The organism is Streptomyces tropicalis, assembly GCF_029269835.1.
Taxonomy (GTDB): domain Bacteria; phylum Actinomycetota; class Actinomycetes; order Streptomycetales; family Streptomycetaceae; genus Streptomyces; species Streptomyces tropicalis.
In genome coordinates, this window is sequence record NZ_JARJBB010000002.1 from 459,249 (window position 1) to 473,945 (window position 14,697).

The 14,697-nt window shown below is 71.2% G+C and carries 13 protein-coding genes and 2 pseudogenes; 7 read left to right on the forward strand and 8 right to left on the reverse strand.

Features of this window, described 5'->3' with window-relative positions; all coding sequences use genetic code 11:
* The first annotated feature begins 6 nt into the window (after positions 1-6).
* The 4 genes and pseudogenes from P3H78_RS06035 to P3H78_RS06050 all read left to right on the forward strand — a co-directional run.
* On the forward strand, positions 7-495 hold the full coding sequence (locus P3H78_RS06035) for a hypothetical protein (RefSeq protein WP_276107728.1): 489 nt from the start codon (positions 7-9) through the stop codon (positions 493-495).
* Positions 461-847 (forward strand): RNase A-like domain-containing protein, encoded by a 387-nt coding sequence (locus tag P3H78_RS06040; RefSeq protein WP_276107729.1) that lies wholly within the window; start codon positions 461-463, stop codon positions 845-847. Before P3H78_RS06035 ends, P3H78_RS06040 begins: the two co-directional genes overlap by 35 nt.
* A gap of 25 nt (positions 848-872) precedes the next feature.
* Positions 873-1,547 (forward strand): contact-dependent growth inhibition system immunity protein, encoded by a 675-nt coding sequence (locus tag P3H78_RS06045; RefSeq protein WP_276107730.1) that lies wholly within the window; start codon positions 873-875, stop codon positions 1,545-1,547.
* Between the two features lie 377 nt (positions 1,548-1,924).
* Positions 1,925-2,148, forward strand: a pseudogene (locus P3H78_RS06050) (SAM-dependent methyltransferase); the annotation flags it as partial.
* Positions 2,149-2,447: 299 nt separating this feature from the next.
* Here the strand turns inward: P3H78_RS06050 and P3H78_RS06055 are convergent.
* The 3 genes from P3H78_RS06055 to P3H78_RS06065 all read right to left on the reverse strand — a co-directional run bounded on the left by P3H78_RS06055 (position 2,448) and on the right by P3H78_RS06065 (position 5,901).
* Positions 2,448-4,067: a phosphodiester glycosidase family protein gene (locus P3H78_RS06055; RefSeq protein ID WP_276107731.1), complete on the reverse strand. Its 1,620-nt coding sequence runs from the start codon at positions 4,065-4,067 to the stop codon at positions 2,448-2,450.
* Positions 4,068-4,828: 761 nt separating this feature from the next.
* Positions 4,829-5,245, reverse strand: a complete 417-nt coding sequence (locus P3H78_RS06060) for a YeeE/YedE thiosulfate transporter family protein (RefSeq protein ID WP_276107732.1) — start codon at positions 5,243-5,245, stop codon at positions 4,829-4,831.
* Positions 5,245-5,901, reverse strand: a complete 657-nt coding sequence (locus tag P3H78_RS06065) for a YeeE/YedE family protein (RefSeq protein WP_276107733.1) — start codon at positions 5,899-5,901, stop codon at positions 5,245-5,247. The genes P3H78_RS06060 and P3H78_RS06065 overlap by 1 nt, the downstream gene beginning before the upstream one ends.
* A gap of 1,019 nt (positions 5,902-6,920) precedes the next feature.
* Between P3H78_RS06065 and P3H78_RS33660 the strand changes: the two genes are divergently transcribed.
* Entirely contained in the window at positions 6,921-7,214 is a 294-nt protein-coding gene (locus tag P3H78_RS33660; RefSeq protein ID WP_498073043.1) for a DUF8730 family Cys-rich protein, read from the forward strand.
* Positions 7,215-7,622: 408 nt separating this feature from the next.
* Here the strand turns inward: P3H78_RS33660 and P3H78_RS06070 are convergent.
* Both P3H78_RS06070 and P3H78_RS06075 read right to left on the reverse strand, forming a co-directional pair.
* A pseudogene (locus tag P3H78_RS06070) lies at positions 7,623-8,057 on the reverse strand (peptidase S8); the annotation flags it as partial.
* A 215-nt stretch (positions 8,058-8,272) separates the two neighbouring features.
* Positions 8,273-8,935, reverse strand: coding sequence for a TetR/AcrR family transcriptional regulator (locus tag P3H78_RS06075; protein ID WP_276107734.1), 663 nt, complete (start codon positions 8,933-8,935; stop codon positions 8,273-8,275).
* Between the two features lie 64 nt (positions 8,936-8,999).
* Between P3H78_RS06075 and P3H78_RS06080 the strand changes: the two genes are divergently transcribed.
* On the forward strand, positions 9,000-9,629 hold the full coding sequence (locus P3H78_RS06080; RefSeq protein ID WP_276107735.1) for a class I SAM-dependent methyltransferase: 630 nt from the start codon (positions 9,000-9,002) through the stop codon (positions 9,627-9,629).
* Between the two features lie 389 nt (positions 9,630-10,018).
* Here the strand turns inward: P3H78_RS06080 and P3H78_RS06085 are convergent, their stop codons facing one another.
* Positions 10,019-11,059 carry an NAD(P)-dependent alcohol dehydrogenase gene (locus P3H78_RS06085; protein WP_276107736.1) on the reverse strand — a complete coding sequence of 347 codons (1,041 nt, stop codon included), beginning with the start codon at positions 11,057-11,059 and terminating at the stop codon, positions 10,019-10,021.
* 171 nt (positions 11,060-11,230) lie between these two features.
* Between P3H78_RS06085 and P3H78_RS06090 the strand changes: the two genes are divergently transcribed.
* Positions 11,231-12,196, forward strand: coding sequence for a helix-turn-helix domain-containing protein (locus P3H78_RS06090; protein ID WP_276107737.1), 966 nt, complete (start codon positions 11,231-11,233; stop codon positions 12,194-12,196).
* A gap of 168 nt (positions 12,197-12,364) precedes the next feature.
* On the opposite strand, the gene P3H78_RS06095 is transcribed toward P3H78_RS06090, so the two are convergent.
* The gene (locus P3H78_RS06095; protein WP_276107738.1) at positions 12,365-13,048 is read right to left on the reverse strand and encodes an ABC transporter ATP-binding protein; all 684 of its coding nucleotides are present in this window, start codon (positions 13,046-13,048) and stop codon (positions 12,365-12,367) included.
* Positions 13,049-13,095: 47 nt separating this feature from the next.
* Positions 13,096-14,565 carry an ABC transporter permease gene (locus P3H78_RS06100; protein ID WP_276107739.1) on the reverse strand — a complete coding sequence of 490 codons (1,470 nt, stop codon included), beginning with the start codon at positions 14,563-14,565 and terminating at the stop codon, positions 13,096-13,098.
* Between the last annotated feature and the right edge of the window lie 132 nt (positions 14,566-14,697).

A 14,697-nucleotide genomic window follows, 5' to 3' on the forward strand; every position in this document is an offset into this window, starting at 1 on the left:
GGATCTATGACGGCAAGGAAGCCGGGCCTGCCGGCCTGCGCGCGGGGGCGTTTCGACGAACGCCAGTGCTTCGCCGCGCTCATGACTCGCAAGGGGGTCGACTGGCACGAGACCGTGATGGAGATCATCCAGGATGATCCCGTGCTCCGGCAGGTCAGCCACAGGGAGCTTGAAGACAGCCTCTTGGAGGTCTCACCTGCCCAAGCCCTGGATCTGGCCGGGCTGATTTCGGTCGGATCTCTTCTGTACGGCCCTCACGAGTCCCTTTACGCATCCGATGTGGAACGGGACGCCTGTCTGCAGGAAATATTGCGATGCACCGGGAAAGGCACGCACTTCTTCACCAATCATGGACACGCTGAAGATGGGAAAGAGGCCGACTTTCTGGCTGCGTCATTTCACACCAATACTCTGACGAGCAAAACCATCGACGTCTGCCTCGTCGGGGTTTCGGACGAGAATGTGCTGGTGCTCTGGCGCTTCGAGGACGACTAGCCGCTCTCAGCCGCCCGGCCGCTCCCTGCAACTCTTCGAGAGAGGATCGAAGGTGCGCACCCGTTCCGCCACCTACCCCGACCGCGAGACCGCGCAGTGGGCCACCCAGCAGGTGGTCACAGCCAACGAGCAAGCCATCCACCGCTGGCTGGCCCAATCCACGCGCCCGCGCCTGACCATCGAGGCGTCCTGGCCGTCCCGGTCCGATCCGGTCGGACGCGTCCTGCTGCAGGCGATGCTGCTGGCCGGGCGAGATCCGGTGGACGTACACGCGGCCCGCGTGATCCTCAAGCGGGACGCCTCCCACCCGCACGGCTTCGCCGTCCACGCCACCTTCCCCATCTACCTGTAGCGACGACCCGTAGAGGCTGACCACGGTGCCCCTGAGCCCCCTCGAACACGACCACCGCTACGGCGAACTCGACCAGGTGATCCGCGCCTACGCCGGACAGCCGGCCGACGACACCCCCGACAAGCCCAGTCGGGCCCTGACCGCCTACTTGCGACAGACCTGGCACAGCCGGCCCTGGGCGCTCGCCGTCGCGGAGCGGCAGTTGCGGCAGTACGCCGAGACTCCGCCGGGCCGGCTGCGACTGCGTCTCGGCGAGTTCTACGCGATCCCCGACATCGGCCTGCCCGAGGGCGAGATCCAGCGGTGGCTGTCCTGCCTCGCCGACCACGTCAAGCACAGCATCGACGAGGGCGACGTCCCGCCCCCGGCCACCCCCGTCACGCACTGGGAGTGGCACGCCCGCTTCCCGGAGACGGGCCAGTTCTTCGGCGGCTGGTTCTCCCAGGACATGCCGGACGAGTTCGACGACCACGTATCGGCCGTCGCCGACTACCGGACCTCCACCGACCCCCATCTCGTCGCCCGCCTCGTCGGCGAGCTGCACGAGCTCCTCGCGCTCGGCCTCGACGAGTCCGACTACGCCTTGGCAGTCGCCGAGTTGGGCATGGAGATCGATCCCCCGACCCCGTACTCGCCCAGCGCCTGGCTCACCCTCGTCGCCGGCCACCTCAGCGACCCACCGACCGAGTCCGGCGCCTGAGCAGGACCAGTTGAGCGAGGTGTTGTCCGCGGCCTCACAGCCCCCTGCCGCACCACAGTGATTCACTCCGGGCTCAGCGGGTGGGGCTGCACGGAGTCATGGGCGGGACTGGACGAAAGGTGCCTTGAACGCCTGTTCTCGGACGGCAAGGCCGCCCTCGTCACGCTTGCCGTGATCGGCAGCTTCCTGTCCGGGCCCGTGGCCTTCATTCCTGGTGTCGCCTCGGCTGGCCACGGACGTCTGGTGCCGTCTGGTGCCGTGACCGCAAACGATCACCGGCGTGGTGGGACGGCTGGGCGTCGGCAGCGGTGGATGTCGCGCAGGTCGGCTGAAGGTCGTTCCACGGTCTGTCAGTTGCCCGGTCTGGGGTCGCCCGCATGACTGAGCCCTCCTTTCTGACCGCCGTCCGCGAGTCGTACGACACGATCGCCGCCGACTGCGTCGAACGCGTCCCGCCTCCCGCCTCCCGCCTCCCGCCGCGATGGACCCGCTGTCACGCGCGATGCTGTCGGGGTTTGCCGAACTGGTGCGGACGACCGGTCCGGGTCCGGTCGCGGACCTGGGGTGCGGCCCCGGACGCGTGACGGCGCACCTGGCCGGACGCAAGCCCCGGCACGTGAAGAGGGCGGACCGTGGCACGGCAAGGCGTTCGGTGCTGCGGCTCGGCTCCCCCGTGCGTGCAGACTTACGTCAAGGGACGCGCAGGCCGTCCCACCCGGTCACTGGCGGTGATGCGGCCGCTTCTGTCCGGCTCGCTCGACACACGGGTGCCGATCGCTGCTCCGCCCCCGCACACACGAGGGTTGATGACGCCGCCTGCCTGCGTCCTCCGCACCGCTTCCAGGCGGTGCAGGAACTCGGTGCGGAGGAGGAGGGCGTGGAAGACCGGGGTGGCCGCTGTCAGTGGGATCGTGCGGGGATCACCTGCACCGTGTCGCCGACAGGGCGCTCGCCGGTCGCGTCCGAGGGGTTGTTGACCAGGGCGCCGCGCACGGCCATCGCGGTGGAGCCTCCCCCGTCGAGGTTCAGCGCCTTCACCGCGCCGAGCGAACGCATGAACTCGGCCGCCTCGTAGAGGGTGAAGCCCTCGCTGCCGCCCTTCTGCCGCCCGTCGACGGTGGCCAGGATGAGCCTGCCCTTCCGGTCGACACCCGCCATCGTGCGCGGCTGGCGGACGTCGGCCCACGCGTACCCGAAGGACAGGTCCCGCGGGTCGACCACGCCCTCGGCGGCCGCGTCGATGTCGATGCGGCCGTTCTCCACCAGGGTGGGGGCAGCACTCACGATGGAGTCGTCAGCGTCGAGTGCGACGCGCCGGCCGGCGGTGTCGCGCACGACCTCGTCGACGCCGACGCGGCTGCCGGACTCGGCGTGGGCGGCCAGCCAGTCGGCAGCGCTTCCGACGCCCTGCAGGACACGCGTGCCCGTCGGTACCCGTCCGCCGCGCGTACCGACCGAGACCACCCGGCCGGACGGGTCCAGCACGGCTTGGACGCCGGGGCCGGTGGGCAGGTCGGCGCCGTACTCCGGGGTGAACTGGACCAGGTCGTCGGTCATGCGGCAGGTGACGTCCTGCCAGGGCCGGTCACTGGGTGCTGCACCGGGACGGCCGCAGTCGCGCACGAGTCCCGGCACCCGGTTGATGCCCTGGATGGCGTACGAGGAACGGCCCGAGCGGGCGGTGGCGGTGGTGGTCAGATCGGCCACGCGGACGTGACGGCCGCCGTCGCCCAGGACCAGCGCCGCCCGCGAGCCGGCCGCCATGGACCCCAACCGGCCGTCGTAGGCGCTCAGGGCCGACATGGTGCCCTGTACGCCGTCGGCGTCCGAGGTCACGAAGAAGCCCCCGTTGACGGCGACCAGCGAGTTCAGCCGGGCACCGACCGACGAAGGGGTCTCGCGCTGCGCGACCTTGCCGTCGTGGGTGCCTTCGACAGTGCCCTTGAAGACACCCGGGTCGATCACCGCGACATGGACGTTCTCCCGGTCGGCCGGCTGCTGGATGTCGTATCCGGTCCAGGCGACGGCGGCGTGGAAACCGGCCGAGGTGATCGACTCCGCCCGCGTCTGGGCTTCGGCCTGGGTCGGGAAGGACCCGATCCGAACCCGATGTCCCATCGCCCCGTGCGGGGTGTCGGAGTAGTCGGGCCACCGGACAGTCTCCACACGCGGCTCGAACCCCGCCTCGCGCAGCTTCCGAGCCGTGGTGCCGGCCCAGTTCCGGGTGCCGACCTCGGACCAGGTCGCGGCGCCGGTCAGCCGGCCGACGCCCGGGGACTGGACGGTGACCGTCCAGGTGTGACGGACGTCGTCGCGCCGGATTTCCCCTTCGCGTACCTGTACGCCGGGTGCGAGGGTCTCGGTCGACCACTGTGTGTGCACCGCGGTGCTCGAGGGGTCGGCCTGCGCCGCGTTCGGGACGAGGGCGGGAGCGACGACGGCCAGTACGGCTGCGGCACCGAGGCCCGCGCGCACGCGGACGGCGCCTCGGAAGTTCCTGCCGAGGGCACTGTGATTCATGGTTTCCTCAAGCTCGGAGCGTGGTGCGGGCCGGTGGCGGCAGTGTCCGCAGCCTTGTGCGCGACCCATCTCAGACAACCGTTCCGGCTCCTGCCGCTCCGGCACGTGAAGATCGGCGAACGGCGCGGAGAACAATGCGCAGCAACCGGGGCGGGGCGGGCCCGCAGGGACGGGAGTGCCCTGCCCGATCGGTGCCGCCGGGGCGGACGGCTGCTCGTGTCCCGCCCGAGGTGACGGCAACACAACGGGACCTGCTGCGATCGGCCTGATGCGAGACCCGGCGCACGAGGCACGGCCGCCGGGCGCCGGGTCCGCACAGGCGTGACCGGACTCCTCGAAGGGGCCGCTGATGACGGCAGCCCGGGTGACACTGCCACGTGGAACACCCGGGCTGCCGTACAAGTGCAGGGGCGAGCCCGCACGGGGGGTCGGCTCGCTCCTGCGGTCGGCGCCCGCGTACCTCCCCATGAGGGCGGGCGCCTCGACCCTCATGATCGGGTCACTCTCTCCAGCGCGCCGTGCCCCTGGGATGTCACTGGCGGCGGGAGATGGTCACAAGTCCAGCACGCTTGCGAACGGCGCTGCTTGATGCCGTCGCGACCCGGCCACGTATCGCGCACGCCGCTTCGTCCTTCGGCGGGTCCTCATGACAGCCGGTCCGCGCCGCCCGTCCGAAGTGTGCACGGGGGCCGCAGAACGTCGGGGGGATCGTCACGGCGAGAGCCCCCGCCTGCACGGCTCGCCTCGGTGGGCGCCTTCGGTCACAACCCGCAGGAGCCGCGGTCGAGGTGGAAGTATCGGGCGTTGGCCCAGCGGCACAGCCGGATACCGACGACGACACCGACGATGGTGACCAGGGCAGGCAGGTATCCGCTGGCGACCTGGATGATCGGGATGGCAGGGCACCCGCCCGAGATCGCCCAGCCCGTACCGAACAGCACCGCACCGGGGATCACACCGGCGTGGATGCGCCCCGGGGTGCGGCGGACCCGCATCAGAGCGAACGCGCACACGATGATCATCACAGCGCCGGCGAAGGAGAGGAACATGCGCAGGTCCTGGAAGGTGAACATGCGGTTCAGCTCGGTGTAGTCGCCGAAGCCGATGTTGGTGACGGTATAGCCGAGGGCCAGTCCGGTGATGATGCTGGCCAGCAGAATCGCGCCTCGAGTGCGCATCAGATCACCTTCCACAGGAGGAACGACACCGCGACGGCGGTGCCGAAGAACACGGCGGTCGCGACGATGCTCACCGGGCGCAGCCGGCCGCAGCCGCTGAGTCCGTGGCCGGAACTGCACCCACCGGCCAGCCGCGTGCCGAAGCCGACCAGCACGCCGCCCACGAACAGCACGGCGATCATGGTGGTCGGATCGGCGGTGACCAGGTTCCGAAAACCCGGCCCCATGTCGTACCGGAGGTGGAACCGCCCGGACGTGACCGCGGCGATGAGCCCGCCGAGGAAGACCGAGATCAGCAGGGCAGCCTGGGTGACCAGCGGGGCCGGGCGCAGGCTCGTGGCCGCGGGGCTCTCACCCGCCGCCGGCTCGGCGTCCGCTTCGAGCGGCTGCGACACCCCGTACGGCACCTGCGGCACGCTGGACGCGTCGGTGCCGGTGCCGAAGTGCTCCGCCGTAGCTGCCGCGAGCGCCTCGGCGAGAGCTCGATCGTCGGTGAACTCCTCCTCCATCTGTTCGAGGCGGCGTTCACGGCGCCAGTGCAGCACGCGGTCCCACGCGCCCGACACCCCGAGGGACCGATCGGTGATGAGGGTGTGGTTGATGGTGACCAGAGCGAGCCCGATAGCGCCCGCCCACCAGGGCCAGTAGTTCGTCATGCGGGTCCTCTCATCCAATCGGCAAGTCGAGCCCACATGCCGCGCTTCTGGCGGGGCGTCTGCCGCGTGTGCCGAGCGAAGGTGTCCGAAGGCCGGGAAGCCTGCGGGGGCGGTGACGGTTGGTGATGCCATGGGGGTGCCGACGGAGCTGACGCCCCGAACTGGGCCATGGCCTCCGGTGTCGCAGTTCTGGGTTCTGACTGCTCATGCGGCCAGGCGGGCGTCGACTGCGGCCAGGCCGGCGTCGACTGCGGCCAGGCCGGCGTCGACTGGGGCCAGGACGCGGCCTCCCAGGACCCGGTCTCCGGTTGCCCCGGAGCGCGCCGCGGCGGAGGGGGCTGCCGTCCCGCCACCGGGTTGGTGGCGCCGGATCGGCCCTCGGTCACATTTTCGAGGTGACGTGCGCGGGCCCCGTTGGGCAGCAGATTGATCGGCACGCGCTCACCGGTGAGGGACATCTGGTAGCGCGCACAGCCGAGCCATTGATCATGGCTGTCGCAGTAGTATTCACGCCAGCCCTGCAAGCTCGCCCTGAGTAGGGGGAAAAGGGGGCATCCTGCGGCGTGTGAGCAACCCACGTTGCTCCCTCCTGACCGGCGCACCGCCCATACGGGGAGAGCGGTTGCCGTTCTCGATTCCTGCCCTCGCTGTGCCCGGTCGACGATCTGAAAAGCAATGCGGTGACAGGCAGTGACAATAAGACGCTGTGCGTCCGTTCCTCGACCGGGCGTGATGCAATCACCGTTTCGCTGTCGCGAGCAACTTCAGTGTATTTTTTCAATCAGGCCACTTGACGCTACTTGGGAAGATATTCCACGCAACGGGCATGAGGCTCCTGTATCCCATTTCTGGACATCCGCGACCGGCACGGGTGCGACTCGGGTCACAATTCGACCTTATGATTGCGACTCGTGCCGATATAAGTCACTCATTGAGGGAGAAGGTGAAAACACTGGAGCCTGTTGTGGTGGTGAAGTGAATATCGTGGATCTTGAATGCAGAGTTATTGAAGGGGAGCTATGTGTCAACGTGCTGTCTGCCGGTCGTGCCGGAAGGTGACCTACGAGGGCTGTGGGAGGCATGTGGACCAGGTGCTGATGGGCGTGCCAACGGCTCAGCGGTGCACGTGTGAGCCTGCGGAGCGCAGAGGTGCACGCCTCGTGGAGGCGACGACTCGATCGGAATCGGTGCCGGCGCGACAGGGTGAGCCGTCGCAACGCACACGGACTCCTGGGCGCTCAGTGGGTTCACCGGGCCGATCGGGAGCCGGCCCGTGGACTCGGCTCATCGAATGGATGAAGAGCCCGACATGAGGCAGTCGTGCGACGGCACTCTCTTCGGACGCTCTGGTTCGAGGGCGTTGGCCATTGCATCGCTGAAACCACGATTCCGCACTTTCCGTGGGCCCGCTGCACCGAGGAGCGCCGGAGGAGGCCACAGGGCTCCCGACCCCTCCCCCCGGACGTGACGACGCCTCAGGCCCACACCGCCTTGACCACGCCGTGGCCTGCTGCAGCCGCTCGCCCGTAGAGCCCCTGGAGGTCCCTGTGACGGTCGAGGAACTCCCGCCTGGCCTGCGCCTCGTCCGGGCCCCCGCCGACGAGCGTGGCACCGGCGACGTGCCACAGCTCGTCGAAAGAGACACGCGCGAGGAAGTCCGCGGCCTGTGCCACCCCGGGCGGCTCCAGAACCATCAGGGGCGGGCTGAAGGGGCCGGCCCCTGCGCGGTAGGAGCCGGCGGACGGGGTGCCGCCCAGCGCGTAGGTCGCCGCGATCAGCGGGGAGGAGGCGCTGGTGCCACGGAAGACCATCCAGCCGGTGGCCGAGCGGTAGCTGTCGTAGACCGCGACGCCGGTGTTCGGGTCGGCGACCGCCGACACGTCCGCCACCGTGCGGTTGGCGCAGCCGCTGTCCTTCTGCCGGCTGGGCTTGGTGTCGTACGTGGAGCAGCCGGAGCCCGCTCCGCTCCAGACCGTGTCGGTCCAGTCGCGGGAGGTGGAGGCGGCCGTCAGGGACGTGCCGCCGACCGCCGTCACGTACTTGGACGCCGCCGGGTACTCGACGCCGTGGCCGTTGTCCCCGGAGGAGACGGTGATGGCGACGCCCGGGTGGTTGAAGTACGAGGAGTCGTAGGCGGCGTCGCTGGAGGATTCGGATCGGCAGTCCCCGCACGCACACCATCACGGCCGCCTACAGCGGCGACACGGCCCACCAGGGCACCAGCAGCACCCCCGAAACCCCCACGCAGACGGCGCTCCCCCCGTGGCACGACCGGCGACAGGTCCCGGTCTGCACTTCCGCGGACGCGTCGCGGCAGCCGCCTGCCCGGTGCGGCGGCACGTGACGGACGGGCTTCCCGGCCCGTCGGGCCCTAGGCGCCGCCGCTGCAGAGCTGGACAGCCAGGGTCGCGCAGGCCCACTCCTCCCAGGCGTCGGGGGACCAGCCGCGGTCGCGGACGAAGACCAGGTAGAGCTCCGGGCTGAGCAGACCGTACAGCAGGTCAGCGGCACGGTCGGCATCGACGCAGGGGAGGGCGTCGGGCTTGGAGACCAGCGCTTCCGCCGCGGCGTGCTGGACGGTGTAGCGCGGGTCGGGGCCGGTGGGCCACTGCGCGGCGATCTCCGGATCCGTTGCCGCGGCGGCCGCGATCACCGGCGTGATCGGGGCGACCCGGCCGAGGATCTCGCGCACTCCCCGGACATGGGCCCTCAGTTGGCCGGCCGCCGTCGGCTCGGCACACGCGGCGCGGAACCAGTCACGGTCCATCGTGGCGACCGGCTCGGTGTCTCCGGCGATGGACGCGTCGACGACATCCTTGAACAGCGCACGCTTGTTGCGGAACACGAAGTAGACGGTCTGGACGGCCACGCCCGCTCGGTCCGCGACCTCCTGAAGGCTCGTCGCCCCGTACCCCTGCGCGACGAACAGCTCCCGCGCCGCCTCGACGACCTTCTCGCGGGTGCGCCGCGAGCGCTCCGCCCGTTTGTCGGGCCGCTTCTCGGATTGCCCGTCGGACCGCTTGACCGCATCCATGTCGGGAGTCTATCTCTAGAGTCAAACACTAGAGTTCGACTCTAGCTTCTTGGAGGCGTGTGCGATGAGCGAGACGCGATCGGCTGTGGAGCTCGACCAGGAGGGGGCCGTGCGCCGCGAACTGGAGGACTACTACCGGGACGGCAGGCCGCCGTGGGACACCGGCGTGACGCCGCCCGAGCTGGTGGCCCTGGTGGAGGGGCCCGACGCGCTGACGCCCGGTCGTGTCCTCGAACTGGGCTGCGGCACGGGAACCAACGCGGTGTACCTGGCCCGGCACGGCTGGCGGGTGGCGGCCGTCGATCTGATCGACCGCGCGGTTCGGCAGGCCCGGGAGAAGGCCGTCTCGGCGGGGGCGGACGTCACGGTGCTCTGCGGGGACGCCACCCGGCTCGACGAGGTGGGCGTGCCGGGGCCGTACGACCTGTTCTTCGACCTGAGCTGCTACTGCGGCATTCCGCCGCACCGCCGCGACGCCTACGCCGCCGGCCTCACGACGCGGGCCGCGCCCGGCGCACGGCTGCTGATGTTCGGGTACGGGCCCGAGGCGTTCGACGACCCGATCTCCGGCGTCACCGCGGACGAACTCCGCGCCCGGTTCGCCGGGTGGCGGCTGGTCGACGTGACACCGGGCACGAACCCGGTGCCGACGTTCTGGTTCACGCTGCACCGCACCGCCGCCGCGGTGGCGTGAGCCGGCGGGGCGCAGCGGACGCCGCCCCGGTACCCCACTGGAGCGCGGCAGCGTGTCGGCGCACCGGTCCGGGGGCAGGGCGGCCGCCGCGTGAAGGAGAGGGCGCGGTGGTGACGCGGGCGGAGTGCTCGCCGCGGGCCCGCGTGCGGGCCCCTTCGTCGCCGGACGTTCCTGCAGGGGCCGCGTCGACCGTGAGCGTGACGGGGGGCAGCTGCTGCCGTCGGCCTGGGCGTCGCCGCGGGGGCGGGCGAGCGTGCGCCGGATGCAGGACCGTCCGGTGCCGCCGATCGAGCACGGAGCCGGTCGAGCACGGAAGGGCGCATCCGGGGTCCCGGAGCCGTCGGCTCCGGGACCCCGGACGTGGTGGCCCCTCGTGGGGCCGGGAGGGGTCAGATCGTGGCGGTGTCGATCACGAAGCGGTAGCGCACGTCGCTGGCGAGGACGCGCTCGTAGGCCTCGTTGATCCGGTCCGCGGAGATCAGCTCGATCTCGGCGCCCAGCCCGTGCTCGGCGCAGAAGTCCAGCATCTCCTGGGTCTCGGCGATGCCGCCGATCATGGAGCCGGCCAGCGTCTTGCCGCCGCCGATCACCGAGAAGAGGTTGAGGGAGACCGGCTCCTCCGGGGCGCCCACGTTCACCAGCGCGCCGCGCGTCTTGAGCAGCGACAGGAACGCGCCGAAGTCGAGCGATGCGGAGACCGTGGAGACGATCAGGTCGAAGCTGCCCTGGAGCTCCTCGAAGGTCTTCGGGTCGCTGGTGGCGTAGTAGTGGTCGGCGCCCAGCTTCAGCCCGTCGTCCTTCTTGCGCAGCGACTGCGACAGGACGGTCACCTCGGCGCCGAGGGCGTGCGCGATCTTCACGGCCATGTGGCCGAGGCCGCCCATGCCGAGGACGGCGACCTTCTTGCCCGGGCCGGCGCCCCAGTGCTTGAGCGGGGAGTAGGTGGTGATGCCGGCGCACAGCAGCGGGGCGGCGACGTCGAGGGACAGGCCATCGGGGATGCGCAGGACGTAGTTCTCGTCGACGACGACCTTCTCCGAGTAGCCGCCCTGGGTCGGCTCCCCGTCCTTGCCGATACCGTTGTACGTCATCGTGGCGCCCTTGACGCAGTACTGCTCGTCGCCCGCCTTGCAGTTCTCGCACTCGCGGCAGGAGTCGACCATGCAGCCGACGCCCACCCGGTCGCCGACCTGGAACCTGGTGACACCGGGGCCCACCTCGGAGACGACGCCGGCGATCTCGTGGCCGGGGACCATCGGGAAGATCGCCTCGCCCCAGCCCTCTCGGGCCTGGTGAATGTCGGAGTGACAGATTCCGGCGAACTTGATGTCGATCAGGACATCGAACTCGCCGACCGCACGGCGCTCGATCGTGGTGCGCTCCAGCGGAGCCTTGGCGGCGGGTGCGGCGTATGCAGCAACGGTGGTCATGCCGGGGGTTCTCCTAGCGGTCGGTAGCGCCCGGCAGCCTTTCGTCCGGGCACGCTCTCCAGGGTGCCCGGGATCGCGGAGTCCACCCAGGTCACGCCTTTGCCTACGTTCACCGTGCCTACCACTGGCGGGGTCAGGCTCATGTGCGTACGACCATGAATACTGGAGGTCATGGACGTACAGCCCGAAGCCGTGCATGCGAGCGGCGCGCCCGCCGGGGCGGACGCCGGAACGGGACTGGACCGGCGGGCCGAGCTCAGCGAGTTCCTGCGCACCCGGCGGGCCCGGCTGAAGCCGGAGGACGTGGGGCTGCCGGAGTACGGACGGCACCGCAGGGTGCCGGGGCTGCGCCGGGAGGAGCTGGCGCAGCTGGCCGGGGTGTCGGTGGCGTACTACACGCGGCTGGAGCAGGGCAACGGGCGGAACGTGTCGGCGGAGGTGCTGGACTCGATCGCGCGGGCGCTGCGGCTGAGCGACGCCGAGCACGCGCACCTGACGCATCTGGCGAAGCCCAAGCACAAGAAGAAGGCGGCGGTGCGGACCCAGCAGGTGCGGGGGTCGCTGCGGCAGCTGCTGGACACCCTGGACGTGGTTCCGGCGTACGTCGTGGGGCGGCGCTCGGAGATCCTCGCGTGGAACCGGATGGCGGCGGCCGTCTTCGGCGACTGGTCCCTGCTGCCGGCCCCGGAGCGGAACTGGGCGCGGCTGGTCTTCCTGCGCCCCGAGTACCGCGATCTCTACGTCGACTGGGAGCAGAAGGCGATCGACATCGTCTGCGCGCTCCGCATGGAGGCGGGCTGCTATCCGGACGATCCGCGGCTGTCCGCGCTGGTCGGGGAGCTGTCGGTGAAGAGCGAGGACTTCCGGCGGCTGTGGGCGACGCACGACGTCAAGGAGAAGAGCCACGGCGTCAAGCAGCTGCGGCACCCGCTCGTCGGGGAGCTGGCCCTGCGGTACGAGTCGCTCAAGCTGGCCGACGACAGCGAGCAGACACTGCTCGTCTACCACGCCGAGCCGGGCTCCTCCTCCGCCGAGGCGCTGCGCCTGCTGGCGAGCTGGGGCGCGGACGCCACCCGTGCGGGCACCGGGGCGGGCTCCCGGCCCGGGGCGGGCACGGGTGCCGGCCCCGGCACGTGAGCCCGCACCGGCCCGGGAGCCGGCCCGGCCCGTGAGCCCGCCGGCCGCCGCCCGGCCCGGACACGGCGGTGGGCCGCCCGACGCCCGGTTTCCGGCCGCCCCGGGTCGCGGACCAGGGGTCGCGGGCCCGTGCACCCCGACGGCCGTGCGCCCCTGACCCGGTGCTCCTCAGGCGCCGGTGTTCTCCTTGACGGTGATGCGCCCCCGGCGGAGGGTCGCCAGGCGCGGGGCCCTGCGGGCCAGGGTGGAGTCGTGGGTGACCATGACGAAGGTCAGTCCGTGCTCCTCCCACAGGCTCTCCAGCACGTCCATGATCTCGTCGCGGGTGGCCTCGTCGAGGTTGCCGGTGGGTTCGTCGGCGAGGAGCACCTTCGGCCGTTTGACCAGCGCGCGGGCGATGGCGACGCGCTGCTGCTGGCCGCCGGACATCTCACCGGGCAGGTGGCCGAGCCGTTCGGCGAGGCCGACGGACGCGAGGGCCTGCGCGGCCCGCTCCCGCCGGTCGGCGGCCCGCACGCCGAGCGGGACGAGGGCCGTCTCGACGTTCTCCTGGGCGGTCAGCGTCGGGATCAGGTTGAAGGACTGGAAGACGAAGCCGATGCTCTCGCTGCGCACCCGGGTGAGGCGGGCCTCGGGCAGTGCCGCCAGGTCGGTGCCGTCGAGCAGGACCGTGCCGGAGGTGGGCCGGTCGAGGCCGCCGAGCATCTGGAGCAGGGTCGACTTGCCGCCGCCGGTGGGTCCCTGGATGACCAGGCGGTCGCCGTCGCCGATGGTGAGGGCGACGTCGTCGAGGGCGTGGACGACGTCCTTGCCGCGGGGGTAGCGCTTGGTGACGCCGGTGAGTTCGTACATGGGGTGCAGCTCCTGAGGTGCGTGAGGGAGGCGGGGCGGGGCGGGTGCTACTCGACCCGGCGCAGGGCGTCGGCCGGGCGCAGGCGGGAGGCGCGCCAGCCGCCGAAGGCCCCGGCGATCAGGCCGCCGGCCACCGCGAGCGCGACCGCGAGGGCGACCGTGGTGAGGCTGACGGGCGCGGTGAGGGCGACCTCCAGGGACTTCGCGGCCCGCCGGCCGGGGCCGAAGCCGCCGCCGAATCCCCCGCCGAAGCCGCCCGAGCCGCCACCGAAGCCGCCGGACCGGCCGCCTGAACCGCCGAGCTGTGCCTGGAGGGTGGGGCCGAACGCGGTCACCGCGTAGGCGCCCGCCAGGCCGAGGGCGATGCCGAGCACCCCGCCGACCAGACCGTTGACCATCGCCTCGCCGACGACCTGCCGGGTGACCCGGCCGGACGTCCAGCCCAGGGCCTTCAGCGTGCCGAACTCGCGGACCCGGCGGGACACGGCGGACGCGGTCAGCAGCCCGGCGACCAGGAACGCGGCCACGAGTACCACGATCGACAGCCACCGTCCCACGGTGGTGGCGAGACCGGAGGCGGTGGAGAGGGAGCCGGAGACGGTGTTCGCGAGGTCCGCGGAGGTCGTGACGGTGGTCCCGGAGACGTTCTTCTGGATGGTCTTCTTCACGGCGGCTATGGACTGGGAGTCCGTCGCCTTGACGTAGATGGTGGTGACCTTGTCCTTGTCGCCGGCAAGGGTCTGCGCCCGCTTCAACGGGACGTAGAGGTCGGCGGCCGCGTCGCCGCTGTCGGCGGTGGCGATGCCGACGATCGCGAACGCCACGCCCTTGACGGTGACTTTGCCGCCGACGGCGAGCTTCTTCTGCCGGGCGTAGGCCGCGTCGGCGACCGCGACGGCGCTGTCGGTCTCCTTCGCCGTGAAGTTCCGCCCGCTGGTGATCTTCGAGGAGGTGAGGGGGCCGAGGGCGGGGTGGGCGACGTCGGTGCCGTAGACGGAGTACTGGTTGACGTCGAAGTCGGCGCCGCCGCCCCGGACCTGGCCCTGCGCGAAGCCCCCGGGGCCGCGCCGCCCGCCGCCGGTGCCGCCCTGCTGCTGGAAACGGCCGCGGGTGAACTGGCCGTTCACCTTCACCACGTCGAGGCTGAGTCCGCCGACCGCCGAGGCCACTCCGTGCTGGCCGGCGACCGCGGTGACGGTCGTGGCGGGCAGGGTGGTGAAGCCCTGGGCGAAGACCCGGTCGCTGCTCTGGGTGCCCTTGGCGCCGTCGTCCTGCGCGCCGAAGTGGAACCGGGGCCGCTGGGAGGCGCCGTCGGTGGGCGCGGCCGCCTTCGTCACCGTCATGTCGGTGCCGAGTCCGTACAGCGACTGGAGGACCTGGCTCTGCGCCCTGTTCATGCCGGTGGAGACGGAGGTGACGACGATGACCAGGGCGATGCCGAGGGCGAGGCCGGAGGCGACGACGAGGGCCGCCCTGCGGCGGCGGCGCAGCTCGCGCCTCAGGTAGGTGAAGAACATGGGCCGCACGGTAGGGACGCACCGTGATGAGGGCTTGAGGCCGGCCTGAGAGGACGATGAGAAGCCGGACGTGTCACGGCTCCGGGCCCCGACGCTTCACGGCTCCGGGCCCCGGACGCACCGATGCCGCCC

Excerpts from the sequence above, each read along its gene's own strand:
- P3H78_RS06100 (WP_276107739.1), bottom strand. The coding sequence starts at position 14,565 with ATGTTCTTCACCTACCTGAGGCGCGAGCTGCGCCGCCGCCGCAGGGCG.
- P3H78_RS06090 (WP_276107737.1), top strand. The coding sequence starts at position 11,231 with ATGGACGTACAGCCCGAAGCCGTGCATGCGAGCGGCGCGCCCGCCGGG.
- P3H78_RS06080 (WP_276107735.1), top strand. The coding sequence starts at position 9,000 with ATGAGCGAGACGCGATCGGCTGTGGAGCTCGACCAGGAGGGGGCCGTG.
- P3H78_RS06095 (WP_276107738.1), bottom strand. The coding sequence starts at position 13,048 with ATGTACGAACTCACCGGCGTCACCAAGCGCTACCCCCGCGGCAAGGAC.
- P3H78_RS06075 (WP_276107734.1), bottom strand. The coding sequence starts at position 8,935 with ATGGATGCGGTCAAGCGGTCCGACGGGCAATCCGAGAAGCGGCCCGAC.
- P3H78_RS33660 (WP_498073043.1), top strand. The coding sequence starts at position 6,921 with ATGTGTCAACGTGCTGTCTGCCGGTCGTGCCGGAAGGTGACCTACGAG.
- P3H78_RS06040 (WP_276107729.1), top strand. The coding sequence starts at position 461 with ATGTGCTGGTGCTCTGGCGCTTCGAGGACGACTAGCCGCTCTCAGCCG.
- P3H78_RS06035 (WP_276107728.1), top strand. The coding sequence starts at position 7 with ATGACGGCAAGGAAGCCGGGCCTGCCGGCCTGCGCGCGGGGGCGTTTC.
- P3H78_RS06085 (WP_276107736.1), bottom strand. The coding sequence starts at position 11,059 with ATGACCACCGTTGCTGCATACGCCGCACCCGCCGCCAAGGCTCCGCTG.
- P3H78_RS06060 (WP_276107732.1), bottom strand. The coding sequence starts at position 5,245 with ATGCGCACTCGAGGCGCGATTCTGCTGGCCAGCATCATCACCGGACTG.
- P3H78_RS06055 (WP_276107731.1), bottom strand. The coding sequence starts at position 4,067 with ATGAATCACAGTGCCCTCGGCAGGAACTTCCGAGGCGCCGTCCGCGTG.
- P3H78_RS06065 (WP_276107733.1), bottom strand. The coding sequence starts at position 5,901 with ATGACGAACTACTGGCCCTGGTGGGCGGGCGCTATCGGGCTCGCTCTG.